25 protein-coding genes and 2 pseudogenes are annotated in these 25,951 nt (G+C 38.8%); 14 read left to right on the plus strand and 13 right to left on the minus strand.

What is annotated here, in order from left to right; all coding sequences use genetic code 11:
- Positions 1 to 159: 159 nt before the first annotated feature.
- Entirely contained in the window at positions 160 to 2,052 is a 1,893-nt protein-coding gene (locus P20480_RS16785; RefSeq protein WP_008126471.1) for an EAL domain-containing protein, read from the minus strand.
- A gap of 12 nt (positions 2,053 to 2,064) precedes the next feature.
- The gene (locus P20480_RS16780; RefSeq protein ID WP_008126473.1) at positions 2,065 to 3,195 is read right to left on the minus strand and encodes an FIST signal transduction protein; all 1,131 of its coding nucleotides are present in this window, start codon (positions 3,193 to 3,195) and stop codon (positions 2,065 to 2,067) included.
- A 268-nt stretch (positions 3,196 to 3,463) separates the two neighbouring features.
- Here P20480_RS16780 and P20480_RS16775 point away from each other — a divergent pair, with 268 nt between their 5' ends.
- From P20480_RS16775 to P20480_RS16770, 3 genes and pseudogenes are all read left to right on the plus strand, one after another.
- A complete protein-coding gene (locus P20480_RS16775) occupies positions 3,464 to 4,450 on the plus strand; it encodes a fatty acid desaturase (protein ID WP_008126474.1) in 987 nt (328 codons plus the stop codon).
- A gap of 243 nt (positions 4,451 to 4,693) precedes the next feature.
- Positions 4,694 to 5,984, plus strand: a pseudogene (locus tag P20480_RS17455) (M20 family metallopeptidase).
- A gap of 108 nt (positions 5,985 to 6,092) precedes the next feature.
- Entirely contained in the window at positions 6,093 to 6,506 is a 414-nt protein-coding gene (locus P20480_RS16770) for a GFA family protein (RefSeq protein ID WP_008126482.1), read from the plus strand.
- A gap of 83 nt (positions 6,507 to 6,589) precedes the next feature.
- On the opposite strand, the gene P20480_RS16765 is transcribed toward P20480_RS16770, so the two are convergent.
- Complete coding sequence (locus P20480_RS16765; RefSeq protein ID WP_008126483.1) at positions 6,590 to 8,650, minus strand: TonB-dependent receptor; 2,061 nt, start codon at positions 8,648 to 8,650, stop codon at positions 6,590 to 6,592.
- A gap of 98 nt (positions 8,651 to 8,748) precedes the next feature.
- Positions 8,749 to 9,432 (minus strand): substrate-binding periplasmic protein, encoded by a 684-nt coding sequence (locus P20480_RS16760; RefSeq protein WP_008126487.1) that lies wholly within the window; start codon positions 9,430 to 9,432, stop codon positions 8,749 to 8,751.
- A gap of 119 nt (positions 9,433 to 9,551) precedes the next feature.
- On the opposite strand from P20480_RS16760, the gene P20480_RS16755 reads away from it, so the two are divergent.
- The 3 genes from P20480_RS16755 (at position 9,552) to P20480_RS16745 (ending at position 11,347) form a co-directional block, all read left to right on the plus strand.
- On the plus strand, positions 9,552 to 9,800 hold the full coding sequence (locus P20480_RS16755) for a TIGR03643 family protein (RefSeq protein WP_006793686.1): 249 nt from the start codon (positions 9,552 to 9,554) through the stop codon (positions 9,798 to 9,800).
- An 81-nt stretch (positions 9,801 to 9,881) separates the two neighbouring features.
- On the plus strand, positions 9,882 to 10,247 hold the full coding sequence (locus P20480_RS16750) for a hypothetical protein (RefSeq protein ID WP_008126494.1): 366 nt from the start codon (positions 9,882 to 9,884) through the stop codon (positions 10,245 to 10,247).
- Positions 10,248 to 10,270: 23 nt separating this feature from the next.
- Positions 10,271 to 11,347 (plus strand): endonuclease/exonuclease/phosphatase family protein, encoded by a 1,077-nt coding sequence (locus P20480_RS16745; protein ID WP_008126496.1) that lies wholly within the window; start codon positions 10,271 to 10,273, stop codon positions 11,345 to 11,347.
- A 27-nt stretch (positions 11,348 to 11,374) separates the two neighbouring features.
- On the opposite strand, the pseudogene P20480_RS17460 reads toward P20480_RS16745, so the two are convergent.
- From P20480_RS17460 to P20480_RS16725, 6 genes and pseudogenes are all read right to left on the minus strand, one after another.
- Positions 11,375 to 11,533: pseudogene (locus tag P20480_RS17460) on the minus strand (transposase); the annotation flags it as partial.
- Positions 11,534 to 11,614: 81 nt separating this feature from the next.
- On the minus strand, positions 11,615 to 11,917 hold the full coding sequence (locus P20480_RS16740; RefSeq protein ID WP_033024886.1) for an immunity protein TriTu family protein: 303 nt from the start codon (positions 11,915 to 11,917) through the stop codon (positions 11,615 to 11,617).
- A 138-nt stretch (positions 11,918 to 12,055) separates the two neighbouring features.
- Positions 12,056 to 12,514: a hypothetical protein gene (locus P20480_RS17465; protein WP_033024881.1), complete on the minus strand. Its 459-nt coding sequence runs from the start codon at positions 12,512 to 12,514 to the stop codon at positions 12,056 to 12,058.
- 298 nt (positions 12,515 to 12,812) lie between these two features.
- Entirely contained in the window at positions 12,813 to 13,001 is a 189-nt protein-coding gene (locus P20480_RS16735; RefSeq protein WP_008126500.1) for a hypothetical protein, read from the minus strand.
- A gap of 279 nt (positions 13,002 to 13,280) precedes the next feature.
- Entirely contained in the window at positions 13,281 to 14,660 is a 1,380-nt protein-coding gene (locus tag P20480_RS16730; RefSeq protein WP_008126503.1) for an NAD-dependent succinate-semialdehyde dehydrogenase, read from the minus strand.
- A gap of 215 nt (positions 14,661 to 14,875) precedes the next feature.
- On the minus strand, positions 14,876 to 15,391 hold the full coding sequence (locus tag P20480_RS16725) for an NUDIX hydrolase (protein WP_008126506.1): 516 nt from the start codon (positions 15,389 to 15,391) through the stop codon (positions 14,876 to 14,878).
- Between the two features lie 222 nt (positions 15,392 to 15,613).
- Between P20480_RS16725 and P20480_RS16720 the strand changes: the two genes are divergently transcribed.
- From P20480_RS16720 to P20480_RS16695, 6 genes are read left to right on the plus strand one after another with little or no spacing between them, the layout of a single operon-like run.
- Complete coding sequence (locus tag P20480_RS16720; RefSeq protein WP_006793674.1) at positions 15,614 to 16,957, plus strand: sigma-54-dependent transcriptional regulator; 1,344 nt, start codon at positions 15,614 to 15,616, stop codon at positions 16,955 to 16,957.
- 13 nt (positions 16,958 to 16,970) lie between these two features.
- The gene (locus P20480_RS16715) at positions 16,971 to 17,180 is read left to right on the plus strand and encodes a hypothetical protein (protein WP_008126509.1); all 210 of its coding nucleotides are present in this window, start codon (positions 16,971 to 16,973) and stop codon (positions 17,178 to 17,180) included.
- Positions 17,181 to 17,214: 34 nt separating this feature from the next.
- The gene (locus tag P20480_RS16710; protein ID WP_086007391.1) at positions 17,215 to 18,699 is read left to right on the plus strand and encodes a sensor histidine kinase; all 1,485 of its coding nucleotides are present in this window, start codon (positions 17,215 to 17,217) and stop codon (positions 18,697 to 18,699) included.
- Positions 18,700 to 19,161, plus strand: coding sequence for a response regulator (locus tag P20480_RS16705; RefSeq protein ID WP_008126515.1), 462 nt, complete (start codon positions 18,700 to 18,702; stop codon positions 19,159 to 19,161). It abuts the gene before it with no gap.
- Positions 19,162 to 19,171: 10 nt separating this feature from the next.
- The gene (locus tag P20480_RS16700; RefSeq protein ID WP_008126517.1) at positions 19,172 to 21,136 is read left to right on the plus strand and encodes a response regulator; all 1,965 of its coding nucleotides are present in this window, start codon (positions 19,172 to 19,174) and stop codon (positions 21,134 to 21,136) included.
- A gap of 19 nt (positions 21,137 to 21,155) precedes the next feature.
- Positions 21,156 to 21,770, plus strand: coding sequence for a fumarylacetoacetate hydrolase family protein (locus tag P20480_RS16695; RefSeq protein WP_033024882.1), 615 nt, complete (start codon positions 21,156 to 21,158; stop codon positions 21,768 to 21,770).
- Here the strand turns inward: P20480_RS16695 and P20480_RS16690 are convergent.
- From P20480_RS16690 to P20480_RS16680, 3 genes are all read right to left on the minus strand, one after another.
- Complete coding sequence (locus tag P20480_RS16690; RefSeq protein ID WP_008126520.1) at positions 21,727 to 22,650, minus strand: hypothetical protein; 924 nt, start codon at positions 22,648 to 22,650, stop codon at positions 21,727 to 21,729. The two genes, P20480_RS16695 and P20480_RS16690, sit on opposite strands and share 44 nt — an antisense overlap.
- A gap of 128 nt (positions 22,651 to 22,778) precedes the next feature.
- A complete protein-coding gene (locus tag P20480_RS16685; RefSeq protein ID WP_008126522.1) occupies positions 22,779 to 23,831 on the minus strand; it encodes an aldo/keto reductase in 1,053 nt (350 codons plus the stop codon).
- A 9-nt stretch (positions 23,832 to 23,840) separates the two neighbouring features.
- Entirely contained in the window at positions 23,841 to 24,275 is a 435-nt protein-coding gene (locus tag P20480_RS16680) for an acyl-CoA thioesterase (RefSeq protein WP_006793666.1), read from the minus strand.
- 145 nt (positions 24,276 to 24,420) lie between these two features.
- Between P20480_RS16680 and P20480_RS19545 the strand changes: the two genes are divergently transcribed.
- Together P20480_RS19545 and P20480_RS17470 are read left to right on the plus strand one after the other, a co-directional pair.
- The gene (locus P20480_RS19545; protein WP_006793665.1) at positions 24,421 to 24,597 is read left to right on the plus strand and encodes a hypothetical protein; all 177 of its coding nucleotides are present in this window, start codon (positions 24,421 to 24,423) and stop codon (positions 24,595 to 24,597) included.
- A gap of 196 nt (positions 24,598 to 24,793) precedes the next feature.
- Positions 24,794 to 25,951 (plus strand): OTU domain-containing protein (locus tag P20480_RS17470; RefSeq protein ID WP_138922275.1); only part of this gene is annotated, 1,158 nt, incomplete at its 3' end.

Consider the following 25,951-nt stretch of genomic DNA (forward strand, 5'->3'; position numbering starts at 1 on the left):
AGCTGGGTGAGATTAAACCGAAACGAAGTTTCGCAGTTATTCGAAGTGAGTTCATGGATGAACGATGGATGTAGCTTCATGGACGAATTAATTACTCTATAATGGGGCTTTTACTAATAGGCTCGAGCGTCACTCAAGGTGATATTCTAAATAGTCATATCACTTTGCGTGGCTGTTTTTTCGTATTAGCTTTGTAAATGAATCAGAGGGCATAGGGCGGTACATAAAAAATCCTTGCGCTATTTCGCAGTGAGTCTTTGATACGTAATCAAGCGTTTCTTGATCCTCTATTCCCTCTGCAATAATAGCTAAATCTAAGTTATGACCAATATCGATAATACACTTGGCAATGGCAGCGCTTTGTTCATCAGTAATGACATTTTGTAAGAACGATTTGTCTATTTTTAAGTAATCGATAGGCAATAACTGTAAATAACTAAACGACGAGTAACCTTTACCAAAGTCATCCAATGCAAACGCAACACCATAGTGCTTGAGCTTATGCATGGTTTTACTCATCTTCTCTTTATTTTCCATAAAAATAGATTCAGTTAACTCAATAATTAATTGATCGCCACTAATTGATGAGTTTGAAATACTTTCAATAATGTAATCAATAAAATGTTCGTCCTGAAATTCAATAATTGATAGGTTGACCGCAAGCTTTAAAGGCGCGATGCCCTCTAGTTGCCATTGCTCTAATAGCGATATAGCCGAGCTAATAGCAAACTCACCTATTTTTTTTATTAGCCCAGTTGATTCAGCAATAGGAATAAATAAATCGGGCGGTATAGACTCTCCGCTAGCCGTAAACCAGCGCATTAACACTTCAGCTCCCAAAATCTGATTGCAGTCTAAACCTATTTTAGGTTGTAGGTATATTTCTAATTCTTGGTTGTTTATTGCTTTGCGAAGTTCGCGCTCAATATCCATTTGTTCACGGGCATGAGCTTCTAATTTCCTATGATAAAAACGGTAGGCATTTTTGCCATTATTTTTGGCATCATACATCGCCATATCGGCATTACTAAGCAAGGAGTCGGGTGTAATACCATCTTGTGGATATAACGCAATTCCAATGCTTGATGATACATATTGAGGTCGACCATTTATAAAAAATTCTTTACTTATTGTCTCTAACAACGCCTCGCACAAGTTTTCAATATTATTTTTTGACTTTACAAGCTCAACAAGTATTACAAACTCATCACCACCTATTCGGGCAAGTGTGTCTTGCTCTCTTAAACGGTGGTTAATACGCTCTACCATTTTGATTAGTAGTTCGTCGCCGCCTTTGTGGCCTTCAGTGTCGTTAACTCGCTTAAAGTTGTCTAGGTCTAAAAAGAGCACTGCGGTCATCGAATCATCGCGTCTTGCGAGTGTAAGTGAATGCTCAAGACGGTCCATAAATAATTGACGGTTTGCTAATCCTGTTAGCGCGTCATGGTAGGCTTGAAAATGAATGATTTCTTCATGTTCTTTTTCAACGCTGATATCACGAATACAAAATACACGACCAATAAGTTGGCCATTTTTAAGCTGAGGGAGTGAGCGGTAACTATAATGTTTGTCGTCGATAGATTCAAACTCGCCACTCAATGCCTGTTTTGAGTCTGCTTTTAATTGCGCGATAATATCGGCGCTTTTGTTGCCTTTTTTTATTACTTTATCTATTTGGCTAAAGTAATTATATGCGTCTAAATTAAAGCGCTCGAAGAACTCTCTGGCCATTATATTGGCGCTCACAACGTTACCTTTTAGGTCTAGCACAGTAACTTGTTCGCCTATAGCGTCAAATGTTGCGTTAAGCACACTAATTGAATGTTCTAATTGTTGCTGTGTATCTGAAAGCTCATTGAGTTGGTTTTTAAGTAAATCATTGCGTTCGTTTAATTCGTTAGACGTAATAAATAATGACCGCTCTAAAATATTAATTTCGCGCTCATTCAGTTCATAAGCATCAGATACCCGCGATATAATATCGGCATACTCTTGAACAAAGCTTTCATCAACCTTACTACGTTTTAACTGGCGTGCTAGCAGTTTGTGCAACTTGTAAACCTCTTAGTCTTCAGTTAGCAAGGTAAGTGTCATGGTTTGATTATGTAAATGACACGGGCCAAAAGGAACATGAGGCGATAACTCGCCGTAAGAGTAAAACCCGGTTCTAGTGCAGTTCTCGGGAAGTAAGTCTGCGATTGTTTCAAGTTCTTCTTCAATTAATTGGTCAAGTATCATTCGTCGACCAACACAGCTCACTAAAAGCGCAAGGCTAGGCTGGTTACTGCCCATCATTTGTATGGCGGCTTCACCCGCTTGTTGTGCTCCATCAATTAGATTTTCGTAGTTTGCGCGCATTAGTTGGCATTTAGCCCCTTCAGGAAGATTACCTGCAAAGGTCATGCTTTTTTTATCTTCATCAATACTTAAAATGGTTCTGACTACGGATTGTTCTTCACCAACTTCTTGCATAGATAGCGGGAATAATAAAGCAGAGCTTGGCAGCCCGTCAGCGTATTCACCTAGCATCGTTTTGTACAATTCCAGTGAAGGACTGTGGTCTATTTCATAAAGGGTATTTTTAGTTGATTTGGTAATTTCGCGTATAGGGCCAAATGGTTTCCACCCGCCCATGGTACCATGGCTAATATTTAACTTTTCGCCATAAAACCCAACAACAACGACTAAGCCTTTAGTTACGTTATCATTGTGCCATACTATGGTTTCTTTAAAGCGAGCCTGATCACCCGCTAAGCCACCAGTTACAAGTACGTTTTTAGGTAATGCGCCAGTAATACTCTCAATGAGCTCGCTGCCATTTATAAGCTGTCCATCAGAAACAACAAACACATAACGTAAGCCATTATGATCTAATTGATTTACAAGTGCGGTGCCCAAAGAGCTTGAGTCGGCATAGTTACTAATGTTATCTGACTTGGCAACAACATGACTTTTCTCAAAGTGGACGGCGGTCAGCGCTATGCTTTCGTCGTGTATTTCACTACCTTGAATTTCTCCGCTGGTAGAGCACCCTACAATTTCAGCCTCAGGGAAAGATGATTTTAATTGAGGCAACATGTGTGATGTTGCCATGGCATGTCTGTCACCAAAAGCAAATACTAATGCAGCATCAGATTTTTTAGGTAGCGACGTTTGCCATTTGCCTTCTTTATAAATAGATTGAAAAGTGTTCATAATTTAAAGGCTTTCCCGCACAGCTATGTTATTAATAATATAGATTATAGGGTAAATGCAGGTAAATCCACATTTGTTACGTTTAATTAACGCTCTTTTGAAGTGCTTACCACTTTATATATTAAGTATTTAACCCTTTTAGATAGGAAATTAGGCTTAACATTTAAAAATTGATTTTTTGCTTAAATACAATGAAATCCAACTTAAATGTTTTAGCGTATGATGTAATTAAGTATCATGTTTACAACACGGTTTTAAGAACGTTCATATGACTCAGCTAAGTGCCAAACAAAATATTCAAGCAATTGTTAAAGCTATAAAAGCCGAAGAGGCAGTACTTCGCCAAAAATACCCTTTGCTTGCTCATCAAAATACCATTGGGCTTGTTATATTATTGCTCTCGTTGAGTGCTTTAATTGGTGTTGGGGTTTTGTATTACCTTGCCATTATACCTGCATGGGCTTGTATTATTTTGGCAGCGATGGCGGCTTCGATTTCTCACGAACTTGAGCATGATCTCATTCATAAACAGTATTTTAGTAACCAGCCTTTAATCCATAATTTTATGATGTTAACTGTTTGGTTAATGAGGCCAAACACCATTAGCCCATGGTATCGCCGCAAAATGCATTTACATCATCATAAAACATCAGGTACGGAGCAAGATCTCGAAGAGCGCTTAGTGGGCAATGGCATTAAAAATCCATTTATGCGTGCGCTTGTTATTGTGGACGGTTTACTCGGTTTAGTTATTAATACCAAACGTTTTAGTAAAGAAATTAAAGGATTTAGTTTTTTAAGCGTGTTTAATGCGGGCTTTCCAGTAACAACTACATATTTTATTATTTTGTATAGTGTAATTATATTCCATACAGTTAACTTATTTGTACCCATTGAAGCAAGCACCCCGGCTCTAGCGTTAGAGGTTTTAAATGTGTTTGAATTTATGATGATTGTGTTAATTGTGCCAAATATAGTGCGCTCAAGCTCGCTTAACTTTGTTACCTCAAGCATGCATTACTATGGCGGCGTTAATAACATGCTAGAGCAAACTCATGTACTAACAAGCCGTTTATTTATGCCGTTTCACTTGTTTTGTTTTAATTTTGGTAAAACGCATACCATCCATCACTTTGTACCAAATCAGCCATTTTATTTACGCCAAATGTTAAGCAAAAAAATACTCGACGTAATGCGCCAGCATAATGTACGGTTTAATGATTTTAACAGCATTAAAAAATGCAAACGCTTATAAAGCCCAAGCTAATTAATGCAAAAGCAATTTGAGCTTTATTTTTAAAACCAATCGTATTTGCGATTGGTTTTTTTTAATTACATTTACCATTTAAATTAAGTTTTAGTATCGCAGAGTAAATCTATGTCGTCTGTGCGATTTAAGGATAGTGCATTTAAAATGGTGTAGGCTATAACTCAACAGCACTTTTCGATAACACTAAATCGGTTGTTGGGCTTCATTAAAATAATAAAGGAAAACAGGATGAAAAAATCACTACTTTCAGTGGTATTAGGTTTTGCTGCACTTGGTACATTTAACGCGCAGGCAAACCTTGATCAACACGTTAAAAATGTAGAGCAGCAGGTAATTGAATGGCGACGTGACTTTCACCAAAACCCTGAGCTTGGTAATCGTGAAACACGTACCGCAGGCATTGTGGCTAAACACTTAAAGTCGTTAGGTATGCAAGTACAAACCGATATTGCTTACACTGGTGTTGTGGGTATTTTAAAAAGGCGCAAAGCCTGGTCCTACGGTAATGCTACGCGCCGATATGGATGCACTACCGGTAACAGAAAAAACAGATGTGCCATTTAAATCAACCAAAACCACAAATTTCCGCGGTGTAGATGTGGGTGTAATGCATGCCTGTGGGCACGACACGCATGTAGCCATGTTGATGGGCGCAGCACAAGTATTGGCCGATATGAAAAGCGAGCTGCACGGTAATATTATGTTTGTGTTTCAGCCAGCAGAAGAGGGCGCACCTATTGGCGAGGAAGGCGGTGCAGAATTGATGCTCAAAGAGGGGATATTTACCAAATATAAACCCGACGTGGCATTTGGTCTTCACATAACATCGAGCTTACACAGCGGCAAAATTGGTTACAGAAGCGGCCCTGCTATGGCCAGTTCTGATAGGTTTGAAATTACTGTTAATGGTCGTCAAGCACATGGTTCAGCACCGTGGACTGGGGTTGACCCTATTGCAGCGGCTGCACAAATTGTAACGGGTGTTAACCATATTGTGAGCCGCCAAGTAAATATAACCAAAGAGCCCGCAATTGTGTCGTTTGGCAAAATAGCAGGTGGAGTGCGCAATAATATAATTCCTGAAAAAGTTGAAATGGTAGGTACAATTCGCAATTTTGATATGAATAATAGAGCACAGATTTTTGAAAAAATAAAAACAACGGCTACACATATTGCTAAGTCGTCGGGAGCAACTGCCGATGTGCATATTCATGAAGGTTACCCAGTAACGGTGAATAACCCTGAGCTTACTGCGCAAATGCTGCCAACCCTCGCAAAAGCGGCGGGTAAAAATAACCTAGTGGAAATGAATAAGATTACAGGTGCAGAAGACTTTTCGTTTTATGCATTAGAAGTCCCAAGTGTCTTTGTATTTTTAGGTGGTACGCCAAGTAGCCAAGATTTAAAAACGGTACCAAGTAATCATTCACCTTATTTTTATGCTGACGAATCATCGTTTAAAGTAGGGACTAAGGCATTAAGCCAGCTCGCTGTAGATTACTTAGATAGTAAAAAGTAGGCTGCTAACAATTGAGTTAGTAAAAGTCATAAGCTAACTCAATGTATTTTAAGCGTAGTACGTAAAGGTGTGTGAAGGCTCTATAGGCCTATGTTAGAGGATTACTATATGAAAATCACAGGAAGCTGTTTTTGTGGCGATATAACTTATGAGGCCACCACACAAAATAATAACGTAGTAGTATGTCATTGCAGTGATTGCCAACGGATGTCGAGTGGACCATTTAGAGCCGTTGTAATTGCAGATCCTAATTCGGTTGATTTTACAAAAGGACAACCGAAAGAGTATGTAAAAACAGCGCAAAGTGGCAATAAGCGAGCGCAAGGTTTTTGTGCAAATTGCGGTACGTCACTTTATGCAACAAATGAGTCTTCTATCGATCGTATATATGGGTTGCGTTTAGGTTCGATTGATCAGCGCGATTTGTTTAAACCTTCAATACAAATTTGGACAAAGTCAGCATTGCCTTGGCTTGATGATTTACATCATGTTGATGCATTTGATAGCACCCCAAAGAATTAGTCTTATAAATGCTTTAAACCTCATTCCTGCAGTAAATAAAGCGACTTATACGTATATAAGCCGCTTTATTTTAATAGCTTTATTTACCAAGTATACGATGCCGATAACATGGCATTGCGTGGTTTACCCGGAAAATATCTATCGCCTGTAAAACTAGTGTAATCAGCTCGCTCTGCATACGCTTTATTGGTCACATTTATAATACGAGCCATAACTTCAAGATTTTTTGTTGCTTGCCACTGGGCGCGTAGGCTAAGAACCGAATGGCCTTCGTATTCATTTAAGTTCTCAGGGTCTGTGTAGTAATGGCCAACATGATGCCATTGAAGTGCAAATTGGGTGTTGTTACGTGCTTGCCACGTAATATCAATATTAGCAATGTTGCGTGGTGCGGTATCTATGTCGTTGCCATTTATGTTTAGGCCGTTAATAACTTGGTTGTTAGTGTAACTATGTTTAGCATGTGTACCTGCAAAGTTAACCGACACGTTATTGGGTAATTGATAATTAAGCTCAAGTTCAACCCCTCGATGGCGAGAGCTGCCATCATTTACAGTGAAAAAGTCGCTATCACGATAAATAGTATTGTGTTTACTCATAGCATATACAGATAAGCCATAATTAAATTTACTGTATAATCCTTTTATACCAAACTCAGCGTTATTAGCTATTTCTGGGTTTAAATTAGCGTTGGTTTGCTCGCGTTGTAATTGATATAACTCAGCAGCTTGTGGCGCTCGGTAACCGCGAGAAAAGTTAGCGTAAAACGTATTATTACTGTTGTACTGGTAACTTATTCCAAGTTTAGGTGAGGCATTACTAAAGCTATTTTTAGTGCTAGCAGGACGACTGTATCGGCACCCACCAAACCCGCACTCGCTACCATCTTCTTTTGTTCTGCCCGCAAGCATATTATTTTTGTAGTCGTACTGCATGTGCTCGTAACGAACCCCGGCTGTTAATAGCCATTTATTTAATTGCCAATTCACGGATGCAAATGGTGCATAAAGTGTGGCATTGACGTTGTAATCGTAATGTTTACCCTGTGGCACGGTAGCCACTAAAAATGCCGAGCCTTGCGTTGCCTCGTTTTGGCTTTGTAAAAAGTCGGCTTGGGTGTACTCGCCATCTAAGCCTAGGTTCAGAGTTACATTGTTATTTATACTGTGCTTATAAAGCGATTGAACCCCAATACCTGTTTGACTGTTTTTTTCAAGCGGTGTACCTGGTAAAAAGTGCTTAAAAAAGTCCATACTTTGATCGCGCATATACACAGTGGTAGAAAGTACATCGTTATTGGCTAATTGCCATGTTGCATTGCTCCACGCTCGCAAAGATGTTGCCTTTCTAAATGCATCAGGATCGAAGTTTTGCTGTGCTATATCTTTATTTTTATAGCTTTCAAACCCAGTAATAAAACCAGCTGTTTGCTGATCTAAATGTGTATAAGTTATACCTGATGTGAGCAATAGATTATCGCGCTCTAGACGATGGCGTATATTGACTTTTTGTTGCTTAACACTTTCATCATCACGGTACCCTGTATCGTCAGTAATGCTGGCGTTTATGCCAATTCCGCTGTTCCCATAGTCTTGCCCTGCACGTAATTTAACGCGTGCATAGCCATATGAGCCATAATCTACGCCCAATAAACCGCCGCCTTGAGTTGTGTCGGGTGTTATTACATTAATAACACCATGCACAGCATTTGAGCCGTATAAAGCTGAGCCCGGCCCTTTTAACACCTCAATACGTTGGGCCATTTCACTATGCGATTCAAATAGCTCATTTATATTACAAAAGCCCGCAGCGCGAAGCGCTATCCCATCTTCTAAAGTTAGCACACCACCACATGCGCCAGCCCCAGACAAAACTGGCGAGCGAAGCGCAGGCAAATATTCTTGTCCATTGCCGCGCTGTACATTAGCACCAGCAACGCGTTGCAGGGCTTCTTCAATGTGAGTGGGTGCAATGCTCTTAAGTTGCGCCTCGGTTAGGGTAGAAATAGACAATGGGAGTGAGCTAGAAAGTGCTTCGACCCTCGATGCTGTGGTGGTAATAACTTCAATTAAGTCTGTACTTTTCTGATCAGCTACAACAGCTTGGCTAAACGGCAAAATGAGCGGCAAACAATAATATTTCATACATACCTAAAACGTTTGGGGAAATAGCTTGGTTAAATGATATGTGGTTTTTATAGGCTTTTAAACTTGTTGCGTTAAAGTGCATGTATAACCGTAAATTATTGTTCGTAATATTGCTTTATTTGCTTATCAATTAAATTTATATCGACTACACCCGGCTTAAATGCAATATAAACAGGTAAGCTGGATTCATGGAACTGACGAGCGTGAATGCCGACACTGTTTTTTGCAAACCAAAGCCCAGCTTGATAATTAGTGATTATAAAATCAACACGCTTTTTTTCTAATAACTTGAAAGAATCTGACGTTGAAAGTGCATGCATTATATTTTTAGGCAATATTTTGTATTTATCAGCTATTTCATTAGGTAAGGCAACGCCTCGGAGCATAGCTATTCTAGTGCTAGAAAAGTCTTTGTTATTTAGGGTACTTTTATCTAAAGCAAATAATCCAAATTTGGTGACATGTGTAGGGTGCTGAGTAAACTCTAAATGCTTTTCACGTAGGGTATTTGTTGCTAAAGAGAAATAACAGTCGTAATAGTTAAGGGTCATTTCTTTTTTTACGCGTGCCCAAGGTAAGTGTATTACTTTAATGTTTAAGCCTAAACTTTGATTTAAGTAATTTATCAGTTCAATGTCTGATCCGGTAAATGTGTTTTTTTGCTCATCAAAAATAGTATAAGGCGGGTAGTGAGTTGTAACGCAGCGTAATGTTTTACCTGACTCGGCAACTGCTAACGATGACGCCACTAAAGCGAAGATTAATAAAATAAAACGCATGACTAGCAAATCCATTTTCTTTTAAGTATATAAGCTATTTTTAAATTTTAAAGTGAGTGATGAAATTGATGATCTACGCGCTTTTAAGTCGCGTATAAATTTAATTTTTGGAACACACCATGTTTAACGCAGAGCAGCAATCACGCATTATAGAAATGGCGTGGGAAGATAGAACGCCCTTCGAGGCTATTGAACAACTATATGGATTAAAATACCCTCAGCTCGTCGTTTTTATGCGAGAGCACATCTCTAAAGGGAGCTTTAAAGTGTGGCGTAAGCGCCACGCAGGGCGCAAAACTAAGCATTTAAAGTTACGCGATCCCGCTATTATGCGCAGTCATTGTAAAACTCAGTACAAACACCGTTAACACCGTAAGTTTAAGCGCTATTTCATTTGATGTTCATCCTAGCTTGTTAGTCTTAGATGACTTTTAGCACTGGAGATACTTATGAAAGCAGCTATTTATATCACACTCATCACACTTGCGCTGTCATCTGTTGGGGCACAAGCTAACCCAAACAAAGACAATCATGGCCAGCACCAAGGTAAAAAGGTTGGCCATAAAAAGCACAAGCATCATGATCATAACTCTCTTTCTAAAAAAGAGAAAAAGCAGCTACTTCGTGCAGGGTGGACTCCGCCAGGTAAAAATAAGCGTTACCATACTGGTGATATTTTAGAGGTTGATATATACAAACGTGGTAGGGTTGTTGAACGTTCGAGAAATAATGGTACTGTAAGTATCGAAATCGACCGTAAAATTATCCACTTAGTACACGATACACGAGAAATCTTATCAATTTTGAGTCGCTAAATTAATTTAAAGGGATTTAAGTAATGCTTACATTGTTGGCTGTAACTACTGGCTTTTTTTTACTGGTAACTTTACTACCTATGTCATACAGCCAGCACTACTTGGTTAGAAGCTGCGATTTTGTTCGCTTACAAGTGTTTTATATTGCTGGTTTTATATTTGCTAGTTCACTATTTTTGTTATGGCTAAATAGTGATACGCATTATATTTATATTACGCTCGCATCTGTAATTGTTATGGTTTTACAAGGTAAGTGGATCTTTCCTTATACTTGGCTTGCAAAAAAAGAAGTACAAAGCGCGAGCAAAAACAGCGAGCACAGCATAAGAATTATGTCGGCTAATGTGCTAATGTCAAACCACAATAGTGAGCAACTAATAGCGTTGGTGAATCAGCATAAACCTGACTTACTTATTACACTTGAAAGCGATAGCTGGTGGGAAGAAAAGCTATCGGTGCTTAAAAAAAACTACCCTCATTATATTGAATGCCCTAAAGACAATCGCTATGGCATGCATTTATACAGCAAATTTAAATTACTCGATGCGCAAATATGTGAACTCATTGAAGATGATATTCCTTCAATTCATATTTTATTTGAAAACGACGAAGGCCTTGAAATGCAAGGGCACTTTATTCATCCAGCACCACCAAGCCCAACTGAAGAAGATTCATCGCGCCCACGCGACTCAGAACTAATAATGGTTGCCAAAGCAGTTAAAAACCCAACTCGTCCAACAATCGTAGCGGGTGATTTAAACGATGTAGCATGGTCGCGCAGTACGCGATTATTTATGCAAATAAGTGGCTTTTTAGATCCCCGTAAAGGTCGCGGCTTTTATAACACATTCCACGCGGGTTACTTTTTTATGCGCTGGCCGCTCGACCACCTTTTTCATAGCCAGGGTTTTAAGGTTAAGCGTATTGAGCGCTTAGCCAAATATGGCTCAGACCACTTTGCGCTGCTTACCGAGCTTTCTTATGAAAATGCTAGTCAGCAGTCATTAGAGGACAAACCCGACGAGTTAAAGCAAGAAGAAGTAGCAGAACTTACCATGAGCAAAGCCGATAAGCGAAAAGTCCCCAAGTTTGAAAAATAGTAATTGTTATTAGCTTGTGTAGGTCGGATAAGCGAAGCGCCAACGACTAAGCATTAACGTATGAATATCTAGCGCCTCGGCAACGTCCTTTGACATGACATCGTATCGTAAGCTTAGTTCGACTGCTTTGATTTTGAAATTAACGGGGTAAAACCATGTTTTTCTAGATTGGGTATACCTAGGCATTTTAGCCTCCTCAAAGTAATGAGGAGGTGTCCACTAAAACGGGGGAGGAGTAATTACCCTTTTGAGTGCATTGTTATGTTTTCAATACGTTGCAACTTCACTAAGCCACCAATTTAACTTATCATCCAATTCCCAAATTTCGACGGTAATTACAGACAATTGAATTACTTGTTTCTCTGATTGAAAATCTAAAGCTTCTAATTCTAATTCTCCAGTTTCCCAAAGTGTCGCTCTTGAAACTAACTTTTCTGTATCAAGATCTATGTAGCGAGCTTTTTTAGAATCACCTAGTACTTTAGTGATAGTAGCTTTATAGCCTTCACTTTCAAATATCTTAGTTTTAGATATTTTCCATTCTTCTAGGTAACTCAGTAATTTATTCATATCGTGTAAACTTATTGTGATAACACTGAAACATAACTTTTCAATAACGGGCGCAGGCACGTAGGGCATAATGGCGAAGCCGCCCTGAGTGTATGCGTCCCAGCGAACGAAGTGAGCGAGTTTATTGAGTTGTTATATTTACTCACAAACTTCCTTGTGTTTAGCAAGTTTATCCCTTATGAATTCAAGTGTCTGGTTGGAAATTTTTTCATTGTCTTGCTCTACCGTTGAACGTTTAGTTGAATAAGTAGTGCCTGACTTTTTCGAAGTATACCTAAGAATATCGTTTCCCAATGTATCAATGGAATAGGTAACTTTGGGGCTGACGCATGCGCTTAAAACTTTAGTACCATCTTCACTATGCATTCCAACTATAGAAGTTGAGATTTCGTTTGAAGCTAACTCCCAATAACCAAATTGAATATGCCACTGTTCAACTTCACCCTCGTTTAATTTTTGCTGTAGAGAAGCGTAAGTGCCGTCTATTCCACGAAATGTAAGAAATAGCCTATTTTTATCTTCGGTTTCGCCAATCCAATATCCAGTAACATCTGTAACGACAGCGGATGAAAAGAAAGCTAAAAGAAGTAAATACATTCAATGTATGCCTAGGTAAATATAACAATTTAATCAAAGGACACTTTCCCTATATTAGCTTAAAAAGGTCCTAATTCATGAGTTTTTACTATTAGCAAATAGTGTAACTTATTGCCAGCTATAAATATTATGCTTAATGTAGGTTGTTTAAGCATGTAGAAAAAAGGAAAGTTTCCTCTTATTAGTCCTAAACTAGCGCTCACCTTGGTAAAGGTTGCTTTGCATTGTGAATTCATCGTTGTCTTTTTGGCGAACCCTCGGGTTTTTATCTGATTTTTAAGCTTAGATTTTGTCGCATTTATAGTGTTTTTCTAGCTTGCTCAATACATTCAAATTTTTTACTTGTAACGCTTTTTATGTTTTGTTCACCACCGCATTCAATGGCAGCCATTTTTTTGTGGTTATATACATTATAGGTTTGTGCTAAAGCACCTGCTGATAATGCAACCGCTGCAATAACGACTAATTTTTTTATCGTTTTATTCATATTTAATCCTTTATGCTGCTCTACTTAATTGAGACTTTTGCTATTAAGGCACTCAGCTTTTTATGAAATATTTAATAAGTAGTAAATAAGTTAGCAGCCATTAAGCTGGCTTAAAACCCTAAATTTGTAACAGTGTATAGTTTGCTAAACTATTTTTGATTATTAGCGCTTAGCGAGCTTTTATTTGTTAAGCATAAAAAAGCCTAAAAGCGGCAGTTCGCTTTTAGGCTTCATATTTATTGCTGCTATTTTATTCAATAACAGGTATGTTGCATTGTATTATGCGTTGGCAATCATAATACTTTTAATATTCACAAATTCGCGCATACCAAAGCCACCGTGCTCTCGGCCGTAGCCACTTTCTTTAACACCACCAAACGGTAGATTAGGCTGTGCAAGTCCGTAACCGTTAATGTTGATCATACCGGTGTCAAAGTGCTTTTTAGCCAGTTCGATGGCTTTTTTCTCATCCTTTGAAAAAATACCACCGCCTAAACCATAGCGAGAGTCGTTGGCAATGCGCATAGCATCGTCGTTGTCTTTTGCTTTAATAAGTGAAGCGACAGGGCCAAATAATTCGTCGTCGTATGCGGGCATACCCGGCGATAAGTTATCGAGAATTGTAGGCGGGTAGTAGTAACCCGTTTGCGATGGAATTTCACCACCCGTTACAATATTTGCGCCTGCTTTAACCGATTGCATGACTTGGTCATGAATACCGTCGCGTAAATCTTCACGTGCCATTGGGCCAAGGTCTGTGTCATCGGCCATGGGGTCACCCATTTTAAGGGCTTCAAATTGTTCTTTAATTTGTGCTTTAAAGTCATCGTAAAGTGACTCAACTACAACAAAACGTTTTGCTGATACACAGGTTTCACCGTTATTGATCATACGCCCTGTTACACAGGTTTTAACGGCAAGTTCTAAATCGGCATCATCCAGTACTAAGTAAGCATCGTTACTGCCAAGCTCCAGTACTGTTTTTTTAACGTGTTTACCGGCTTCTTCGGCTACTTTTTTACCCGTACCATCACTGCCTGTAAAGGTTACACCGCTAATTGCTTTGTGGGCAATTAGGCTGCTTGCTGTTTTACCATCAATAAGTAAATTGCTAAAGCAATGCTCCGGGAAACCGGCTTGTTTAAATAGGGCTTCGATTTTTTCAGCCATGCCAAAAACGTTACCTGCGTGCTTAAGCACGGTCGTGTTACCGGCCATAATGTTAGCAACGCTGTAGCGAATAACTTGATAAAGCGGGAAGTTCCAAGGTTGAATGCCTAATAAAACGCCCGTAGGTTGGTAACTAATAATGGCGCGGCCACCGTCCATGTCTCGTTCTTCGTCCGCTAAAACTTGTGGGCCGTTTTCAGCTGTATAACGACAAATTCCGGCACATAGTTCAACTTCTTGAAAGCCTTGCTCATACACTTTACCCATTTCTTCGGTCATTAATTTAGCAATGGCTTCTTTTTGTTCTTCAAAAAGTGTTGCTAGGGCATTTAAATGTTTTGCGCGTTCGCTAAATGACGTTAAACGCCACTTTAAATATGTTTCGTGAGATTTTTCGATTACTTGCTCAGCCTCATGTTGAGAAAGTAGCGTGTAGGTATCGATGGTTTGCTCAGTTGCCGGATTAATCGTTTTAACTGTATTGCTCATTCCTATCTCCTTACAATTTATGTAAGCAGATAGGTGCAAATCAAAGGCCAATATAATCGCAGGAATGGTTTTGTTTTAACTTGTTGATTGTTATTGGCTATTTTATTTTTAAAGTCTTGTTTTACTTTTTTAATTTATAATTTTGTAAATTAGATAAAGTAAAAAGTACTGGTCAGTGCAAAATTTACAAACTGATTAATAAATTATACTTGGCTTTAAAATAGTATTTGTGCAATTTGTTTGAGCAGGTAGGTTTCTCGTAAAATAGAAAGGCCTTGTTTTTCACTATTAGCTAATGTGCGTTCGTTATGTGCAATTGCATCGTTTATATCAACCCACTTTGCGGTCATGCCATTTTGCTGTTCGTAGTGCTCTAATTTCGCTTTGCCAAATTCATCGGCAATATTACACACGAAGCAATACGATTTAATATGAATAATATCAAAGTCGTTTTTATACCAAGGGCGATACTCTTCGTAGAGACCAAAATCTTTAACCACAGTAATATTTTTAGCGCCGGTTTCTTCGCTCAACTCGCGAATTAAGCCTTGTTCAATGCTTTCGCCCTCATCTACACCACCGCCAGGTAGGCTATAATCTTCATAACGATTTGTGTACATAAGTAATATTTTGTTGTTTTTTATTACAATGGCACGAGCGGTAATACGTGTGAAATGAGTGCCTTGGTTTATATTAATACCAGAGTGGATTAAGGTTTTTAATTGCTGCATTTCATCTCCTTTTATTAACATACGAGTATATCAGCTGTATAAGTGTTACTTGCAAATAAAAATTGTTTTTATTGTGATCGTTATGCTTTCAGCTTACGTAAATAGAGGGTTGATATAATAGGACAATAAATCATTTAAGTTATTTTAAAAGATTAGCTCAATACGCACCTTTAAATTAGTTCTTAGGGTGCGTAGAATAAAAAAAAAGAACAGGGATTTATCATGTTAAACATACTTTTAGTAGATGATGACGTTGAATTTAGTGACGTTGTTTGCCACATAGTCGAATTCCTCGGCCACAATATAAGCACCGCAACCAGTTTAAAAGAAGCACACCAATGGTTTGAAAATAATACCTTTGATCATGTGTTACTTGATTTCATGTTACCTGATGGAAGCGGACTTCATTTGCTTGACCATTTAAAAATAATTGGCCAGTCTCCAAAAATTACACTCATATCGGGCCACCCTTCAGTGAAGGGAATATTGGCTGATATGTGTGAGCCTAATATTGGGCACCTTCTAAAACCCCTTCAACGCGAAGATTTAGAGCTTGTTTTAAATGGCCCTAAAAAAGTAGCCGTTAAAAAGGCAAAAACCAGTGGTATTACGCGTCATTTTGGCAGCTTAATTGGCGAGTCAGAGCCAATGCACAAACTGTACAATATGATTGAGCGAGTAGCCAAAACAAATGCCAATGTCATGTTAATGGGCGAAAGTGGCGCAGGTAAAGAAGTTGTGGCTCAGGCAATACACAATGCAAGCCAGTGCGAAGGCCCATTAGTGGCTAGTAACTGTGGTGCACTTTCGAAAGAGCTGATTGGTAGTGAATTATTTGGCCATGAAAAAGGCGCATTTACAGGTGCAATTGCGCGTAAAGAAGGGGTATTTGAGCAATCAAACGACGGTACTTTGTTTTTAGATGAAGTAACCGAAATGCCAATTGATATGCAGCCTAATTTATTACGAGTTCTTGAGACTAAAAAAGTAACGCGTGTAGGGGGCAATAAAGAAATTCCAACCAATTGTCGAGTAATCTCTGCAACTAACCGAACGTTAGAAGACTTGGCTCAAAACAACGTTATTCGTGAAGATATTTACTTTAGACTCGCAGTGTTTCCTATTGATATTCCGCCTTTAAGAGATCGAAAAGACGATATTCCATTGTTAGCAAAAGCATTTTTAGATCAGCTAAACGATGAGAATGGCACCGCATTTAGTTGGACTGCTGCACAGCTTAAAGAGCTGCAAAGTTATGAGTGGCCGGGCAATGTGCGTGAAATTCGCCATGCTATTCACCGTGCCTTTATCATGAGTGACCCGAAATCAGGCGAAGTGACACTGCCAGATAATCTAGAGTCGCCATTTTCACGTGTAAATAATCAAAGTGCTGATAACGCAGTGTCGGCTGGACAAACCATAGAAGAAGTTGAAAAAGAGCTCATTCATGCAACGCTCGACAAGGTACAAGGGAATAAAACACTTGCCGCACAAATGCTAGGAATTAGCACTAAAACACTTTATAACCGCCTTAATGCTTACGGTGGTATTGGCGAGTATAAATAAGTTGAGAGGTAACATGACGCAGAACAATCAATCGGAGCCGCTTAATAAATTAGTTCATGATGCAAGAGCCCCTTTAAATCGTATTTCAATGAATGCTGAGCTAATTAAGTTAGTACTTGAAAACGATATGCCAAAAGAAAAGGCACTCGAGGCACTAAATAAAATTATTAGCAATTGCCAACAATGCAGTGAAAGCTTACAAAAAATTGTTGATTCACAATGATGAAAGCGTGTTTTATGCGCAAACAGGAAAGTAAATAAGCATGCAAAAACAACAAGGTAAAGCGAATGTTACGTGGGCGGCTTTTATAGTTGTGGTGTTATCTATTATTGTGGGCAATGCATTTTTGGCATTAAATACAATTCAAGGGTTAACCCAAACACAAAAAAGCTTAGACAACACTAGCATGCTAAGTTCGGCAATAGAGCAATTGCATTTATCTATTGTACAGGCTGAGTCTGGGCAGCGTGGCTATTTATTAACGGAAGAAGATGATTACCTTACACCTTACTTCGATGCAATTGGCCAGTTAGAAGCACAAATAGATCATGTTAAATCACTGCATTCGGAAATTGATGGCCAATCAGAGCGGATAGCACAGCTACTTGTTCTGGCAGAAAGCAAAATTAAAGAGCTTAAAAAAACAGTTAACTTAGCGCTTGATGATAAAGAGCGCCGTGCTTTAGCTATTTTAAATACCCACAACGGCCGAGAGCTTTACAAGCAAATTCGTGAACGTGTAAATGATATACAAGATCGCGAACTACTGTTTAAAGTGAGCCATTTTTCAAAGCTTGCTCAAATCAAAAACGAGGCCAAAATTACGTTTGCGATTACCGCTATTACTAGTGCAATACTGATTATAGGCATGTTTGTAATGACACGCTTAAACCTCAGAAATGCCGCTCAATATCGATTTGACCTTGAGAAACAAAACGAAACATTGGCTACTAAAGTATCTGAACGCACGCAAGAGCTAACCTTGTATTCAGACGAGTTAAGCAGAAGTAACCGGGAGTTGGAAGAGTTTGCTTTTGTGGCAAGCCATGATTTGCAGGAACCTCTTCGTAAAATTCAAGCATTTAGTGACCGGTTAGAAACCATGTTCAAAGATGATTTAGGCGAAAAAGGCTTAGATTATATTGGCCGTATGAAAAACGCCGCACAGCGAATGTCGAACTTAATTAACGACTTGTTAGAGTTTTCGCGTGTTACTACGCGTGGTAAAGACTTTGATGATACTAACTTAAATGAAGTAGTTGACGATATTCTTAGCGACTTAGAGATTGCAATAAAAGAATCAGATGCACAAATTGAAGTGGCAGAGTTGCCTGTTATTCAAGCAGATAAAAGCCAAATGCAGCAACTTTTTTTAAACTTACTCTCGAATGCGGTTAAGTTTAGACGCCCAGATGTGAGTCCGCATATAAAAATTAGTCACGAACATGAGGCTATTTTTAATGAAGATCACAATGCGGAATTAAGCTTTCAAGTAATTACCATAAAGGATAATGGCATAGGGTTCTCTCAAGACTATGCTGATAAAATATTTGTACCGTTTCAGCGTTTGCATGGTCGCTCACAATATAAAGGGACAGGTATTGGTCTTTCTGTGTGCAGACGGATTGTAGAGCGCCATGGCGGTACTATTACAGCTCAAAGTAAAGACGGTGAAGGTGCAACCTTCATTATAAAACTACCAGTGGAAGCTGCGCTTTTCACTTTGCAAGGAGAGGCTTAAATGCCCTACACAAAAGTTAAACCAATTACTATTTTAATGGCTGACGACGACGAAGATGATCGTTTATTAACGCAAGATGCACTTGCTGAAAGCCGAGTACTTAACGAGCTGCACTTTGTAGAAGATGGTGTTGAGTTACTTGAGTATTTGGAGCGCAAAGGAAAGTTTGCTGATAAAGAAGTATCGCCGCGTCCTGGGCTAATTTTACTTGATTTGAACATGCCAAGAATGGATGGCCGCGAGGCGTTAGAGGCGATTAAAGCAAACCCAAATTTAAAAGGGATTCCAGTTGTTATTTTAACCACATCGAAACAAGAAGAAGATATGGTTAAAGGGTATAACTTAGGTGCAGCTTCTTACATTACTAAGCCTGTTACTTTTGATGGCTTAGTTGATTTGATGAAAACCCTTGGGAAATATTGGGTTGAGTTTGTAGAGTTGCCAAGTACGTTTAACGATTAATGGAGATTGTATGTTAGATAAAGTGACTCAGTTGCTACTTGTAGAAGACGATGAAGATGATTACATACTCACCTGCGACTATTTGGAGCAATTAGACTCACATACGTTTAACGTTCAATGGGTAAGCTCTCCAGAGCAAGCAATAGAAACGCTAAGTAAAAACGAGCACGATATTTGTTTGCTTGATTACCGCCTTGGGGCATCTAATGGGCTCGATGTTTTAAAAGAAGCGATAGCTAATGGCTTTAGCGGGCCTATTATTATGCTTACGGGGCAATCGGATGATGAACTAGATTCTGCGGCACTTGACGCTGGAGCTGTTGATTACTTGATCAAAGGAGAAATGAGCTCAAGCCGTTTTGCCCGTGCAATTCGTTACGCCCTTGCCCGAAAAGATGTAGAGGGGGAGCGCGTAGAGCGCTTAAAAGCGGAAGCTGAAAACCGCTCAAAAGACCGTTTTTTAGCACATTTAAGCCACGAGTTACGTACACCGCTTTCATCAATTTTAGGTTACACAGAATTGTTAATGCAAAGCGACTTTAGTCAACAAGCCGAAAACGAGTTAGGGGTGATTTACCGAAATGGTAAACACTTACTTAGCCTCCTTAATGACGTATTAGACTTATCGAAAATAGCCGCAGATAAACTAGAGCTCACACCCAGTGAAGTAAACCTCGATAGCATGCTTGCAGATGTATACACGCTAATGCGTGTATCGGTGCTTGATAAAGGGTTAGCACTTAAGTTTGAATCAGACCAAGCGCTCCCGCTAGTTGCCCGCCTTGATGCGACGCGTGTTCGTCAAATACTAATAAATTTAATTAATAACGCCGTTAAGTTTACAGATAAAGGCGAGATAGTTGTTAAGGCTTGGACGCAGCATGTTGACGGCACAGAGATGCTCTTTTTTAGCATTAAAGATTCAGGAATGGGTATTGCCCCTGAAAAACAACAGCTTATTTTTAAACCATTTGAACAAATAGCCGATGTAGAGTCGCGTTCAGTTGGCGGAGCAGGTTTGGGCTTGGCAATATGTGCCGAGCTATTGTCTCGTATGCAGGGCAATATAAGTTTGCATTCAGAAATAGGCAAAGGGTCTACCTTTACTATTTCGGTATACCCAGGTGACATAAGTGGTGTTGAGCGACAAGTGCTCAACTTTAGCAGTGCCCCACAGTTACAAAGTAAATTAACACCCAGTAAAGTACACGGGCGAGTACTGGTTGTTGATGATTTGCGTGATTTACGGATGCTGGTAGGGCATATGATCAGTAGCTGCGGCGCGCGAGTAGACTATGCAGAGCATGGCCAACAAGCGCTTGAAAAAGTGCGTATAGCCGATGCCTATAAAGCGCCATACGATATTATTTTTATTGATATTCACATGCCAATAATGGGTGGTAAAGAAGCAACCATTGAGCTTAGAAAAATGGGCTACAAAGGGCCAATAATTGCGCTTACAGCTGCCACAATGAAAGGGATACATGAAGAGCTTGCAGCACTTGGTTTTAATGACGTAATACCAAAACCAGTTGACAGCAGTGCGCTATATCAATGCCTTCAGGATTACTTAGTTTCGCCTGAAAATGCGCCTCAGGCAAAAGATATTCAAGTCAAAGCGCTAAGTGAAAAAAGGCAGCGCTTTTTATTGGTAGAAGATGATGACGATGCTGCACAAATAACCCAGTTGCTTTTAGAAAGCTTAGGAGTAGAGACGGTTATAGCGTCAAGCTGTGCGCAGTGTTTGCAAATACTTAACCACGATCAGCAATTTGATAAAGTATTGTTAGATATGCATTTACCAGATGGTAGCGGGATTGACTTAGGTGAGCAGGTTAACGAGCGATACCCTGAGTTGCGATTAGTTATTGTGAGTGGTGCGGAACCTGATCCAAAAGAGATAAAAGATTTAAATATTGATCGTGTTTTATTAAAACCTATTAATTTAGGCTTATTAGAAACACTTATAAGTTAAAGCGTGAGGTTTAAATTATATGCAGTTTATAACACTAGACTCTGAAAGATTAACGCCTTCAAAAATCGTCTGCGTTGGCAGGAATTATACAGCCCACATTGCAGAGTTAAATAACGAAACTCCCGATGAAATGGTGTTATTTAATAAACCTAACAGCGCAATTACACACACTCTAAGAGCCCAGCATAATGGCGATGTTTTGCACTACGAGACAGAGTTATGCTTTGTAGTAAAAAACAGAAAATTTGTAGGTGTTGGTCTTGGGCTTGATTTAACAAAACGCACCGTACAAAGTAAACTAAAAAATAAAGGATTACCATGGGAGCGCGCAAAGGCGTTTGATGGCTCAGTTGTTTTTAGTGAGTTTGTTGCATTAAGTGACAGCGTACATGACTTTAAATTTGAATTAAAAATTAACGGCGCCGTTATTCAGCAAGGCGATACTCACTTCATGCTAAGTAAACCCGATGCTATTTTACAAGAAATCAGCGAGTTTATGAGCTTAGACGATGGTGACGTAGTCATGACTGGTACGCCTTCAGGTGTTGGTGAAGTGGCTGAAAACAGTACTTTTTCTGTTGCTCTGTACGCTAATGAACAGTGTTTGATTGAGCATCAGTGGCAGGTAGCTTAAAGTTAATAACCTGCTGTTGATAGTGTTTGTTGAAGTCAGCAAAACTAGGGTTTAAAAAAGCATGCTGACTTTTTATGTACTCAGGTGACTGTAAAATGGTTGTTTTTAATGCATTGTTAATCCTTTTTATTGCTTGAGTTGCAAAGTTATTTTTTGCTTTTACAGCACAGCCCACTGCACCTCGTATAAAGCCATCTTCCTCTTCAGCCAAAGGGATACTGGTTATGTTATTAAACCTTCCTTGTTTATTAAAGTAGTCAGCCATAAATGGGTAATCAATAGAGTAGTCTAAAAAGCCACGGCTTAAGCGCGCAATCACGGCTTGGCTTTCGTTTTCGCTACTCCAGCTAAATGACGAGCTATTATTAAGTTTTGTATTGCTAATAATTGTGTTTATTCTATTTGAAAATTTGCGTGCCGCGGCTTGGCCGTAAATGTAGTTTTGATCGGCTAATAAATTAATTAAATTAATTGGTAAGCCGTGTTTTTTTGTTAATTTTGGGGCTAATTCTGTGGTTGTTAATACGGAGAATGGCGGGTAGACAGTGGTTGGGTTTGATAGTTTGAGTATGTGATTATTTTGTTTTTTATAAATAACACATGGAAAGCATACATTTTTACCTTCATTTAAATATTTATTTATACGCTGCTGTGGCACAACAAGCCGTGTATGCTTTACATCAGTAATTGTGTTAATTAGTTGCTCTGTTAAGTTGTCACAAAGCCCACCTTGTGGCGCTTTATCGCTTTTAGTTATGTGAAAAGGAGGTGTGTAACTTTGTAGCCAAATTATTTCTTTAATGGGCTCAGCTTGCTTAGTATTACCGAGTGCCGTGAACGATGAAAATAACAAACTAATTATTAATACGCGTTTTACCATTGCATAAACTTTCTTTAAAAGTAATACTTTTAGTATAGATAGTAATTAACAATAATAAACAATCATTTTTTTATTAGTTAAAAAAGCAGGTAGTGATTTACCTGCTTTTATACTTTTAAAAACTAAAGTTAGTAAGGCATAGGATAGTTTTTGAAAATAGTCCCTATGCTCGTTAAGGTTTCGTCGTTTAAAGTGATATTAAACGCGTCTATGTCTTCTTTTAACTGCGCCATAGTTGTGGCGCCAATTATAGAAGACGTTACTCCATCTACCTGATTACACCACGCAAGAGCAAGTTGTGCTGGCGTCATATTATTTGCATGTGCAAGCTCTGCATATAGCTTGGTTGCTTTTTGGGCATTAGGGGTATCTCTAAAAATACCATTACGTTGTGCGAAGCTCCACCGCGAGCCTTTTGGACGAGCACCCTCTAGGTATTTACCTGTTAGCAAACCGGCTGCTAAAGGCGACCAAGGCAGGTAAGCAATATCTTCATGTACACATTGCTCAATCAAATAAGGCCAATCTTTAGCATGAGCTAAGCTAAATTCATTTTGAATAGACACCATGCGTGGCAAGTTGTGCTCTTTTGCCAAACTTACAAACTGGCTAATCCCCCAAGGCGTATCATCAGACAGTCCGCAATGTTTAATTTTGCCCGCTTTAACACAGTCGTTAAGGCCTTCTAAAATATCAAGCATGCCAGCTTGGTGAGCTTGTGTATCTACATCACTAAATTTAAGTATTCCTGGCCACTGTCTTGCAAAATGCGGTGTTGAACGATTAGGCCAATGTAATTGGTACAAATCAATATAATCGGTTTGCAAGCGCTTAAGGGAATTATCAACCGCCTCTATAACTGCTTGGCGGGTTATATCGCCACCCTCTCGTACCCACGATAGGCCATTACCCGCTACTTTTGTTGCCAGTACTATGTCGCTTCGTTTTTGTTGATTACGAGAAAGCCAGTCGCCAATAATTTGCTCTGTTTTACCGTAGGTTTCAGGCGAGGGAGGTACGGCATACATTTCAGCTGTATCAATAAAATTTACGCCACGCTCTAATGCATAAGCTATTTGATCGTCTGCGTCGCGTTGAGTGTTTTGAACGCCCCAAGTCATACTGCCTAGACAGACTCTTGAAACGTTAACCCCGCTGCTACCAAGTGGGCTGTATTGCATAGAAATTCCTTATGACTCGTCTTGTGCGTATTTTAGTAAGGCTGATAAAAGTGGTTCTGTAATGGGGGCTTTTGCACCCGTTTTAAAATCAAACATCACTACTTTTGATGTGCCCGTGGTGGTTATCGCACTTTGTGCGTGACTAAATACACTGTAATTCATTACAAACCGGTCGGTTTTAATATCTGAAATAGTGACCCCAACAGTTAGAGTGTCGGGAAAGGTAACGGGGCGCTTATAGCGAATAGTATTTTCACTTATAACAGGGCCAACTCCACCGGGTTTAATGGTGTCGAATAAGTTTAGTTTATTTAAAAAGTCTATTCGGGCTATTTCAAAATAACGCAGGTATACCACGTTGTTAACGTGCTGAAGGGCATCCATGTCGGCCCATGCTACAGTGATGTCGGTATGAATAGGGTGATTATCTTTGAACCTTTGCATGTACTTATAGCTCTTAACTTTAAAGCACTTAGATTATCAATATGAACTAGTGAGCTCAAGGGAATTTATAATTAGGTGGTTTTAAAAAACTTTGTAACCAATTGATTTTGGTATACAGTTAAAAAACACACACAGGAGCACACACATGCAAAATATAATTAATTGGTTATTAGCTAGTTTAGTTTTTATAGCGTCGTTTACCTGTTATGCAATGGGTAACGCCTCTGGTGCTATTATTCTTATTTTGGCAGGGTTCTTTTTTGAAGTTTTGCTTTGGCTACGAAGTATGAAAGAGCAAGAAAGCACTAAACGTCTTTTTTAATTGCCACTGAGCTTGATTATAAATAGGGATTACATAATAATGACTGTGTAAATAAACAGTATTTATTGTGGTGATGAAAAAGTTTATACACATAGATATGGACTGCTTTTAAACTCGAGGGTGTTATCTGTGGGGTTTATTTGTAAGTAAACCTGTTTCTGCTAACTTTAGATAAAGAGTTATCTAAGTAAGTTAATTGATGCACAGATACAGTGATAAAAAAATAAATAAACACTACATTTATCTAGATAGTGATAGTGTTCCTATACTCCTTCCTTGCTTATTTGCTCGCTATACAGAAGTTGTAGGTAAAAAAATAGAGTTGATAAAGAGGAAAAATAGGAACTCAGCTCTAATCGAAAATGTGTTTGAAGAAGTGTTTATTGGTGCAGATGCAAGTTATAAAATTTGTAATCATCTTGGGCGGTTTTTAGAGTGGGTTGATAAGTTCGAGGGTGAAGGAAATATTACTCTTAGTATACATACAGCTTTGCCCCAGGAATTAATAAATGACTATATTAATGAGTATCTTATAACAGAATGCCAGAGTAGCGAAGCTGTTGCAAATCAGGCCGTAAACTCTCTAAAAGCTTATTACAATTGGCTACAGTATTTTTTTGACAATAAATATAAAAATATAGGCATCAAATCTTCCCATATCCCCATCGCGAGAAGCAACTCTAAACCTAGTTTAAGTGTGAAGTATTTGTTACCTCAAACAAGGGAGCTGATCTATCAAAGTACTAACTCTTTACTTGAAGAAATCATTTTGAGAAATGGAGGTGAGTTAGGGTGTCGTTCTAAAGAGAATCAAGGGTTTCTACTTAAAGACTTTAATGAAAGCACTCAGAAATATAAGGGATTACTATCTCTTTTCAAGGAGCTGAAGAAGCAGCCGCATAAAGAAGAGTTCAAATATTACCTCTCATCACTCTATACAAAATATAGCCGCTCTAGGTTCCTGTATATACCTAGATACTTATTAGAAAAAATGGAACAGTATTTTCGTTTAGAACGGCCTCTTACAGATTCAAACCATTTATTCGTTTCAAATTCTACTAACCTGACTCGTGGAAGATGTATTTCAACAAAGTTTGGTACCGATACTTTTGCTAAGACTCGCAATAAAGTGATTAATGAAATACAAAATAATCCAGACATTTATAGTTCTTATCAAAATATTGAGTTCACGAATGTTTATCATCATCTTCGCCATTCCTTTGGAACTGATATTTTTTATAACTTGTGTGAGGGAGCTAATAAACATTTTGAATCAATTACTACAACATCGGCTATTTATTTAACCACTGCAAACCGGCTAGGGCATAAAGTTGATGGTCAATTTTCTAATTCT

This window comes from Pseudoalteromonas sp. BSi20480, from assembly GCF_000241365.1.
GTDB classification, from domain to species: Bacteria; Pseudomonadota; Gammaproteobacteria; order Enterobacterales; family Alteromonadaceae; genus Pseudoalteromonas; species Pseudoalteromonas marina.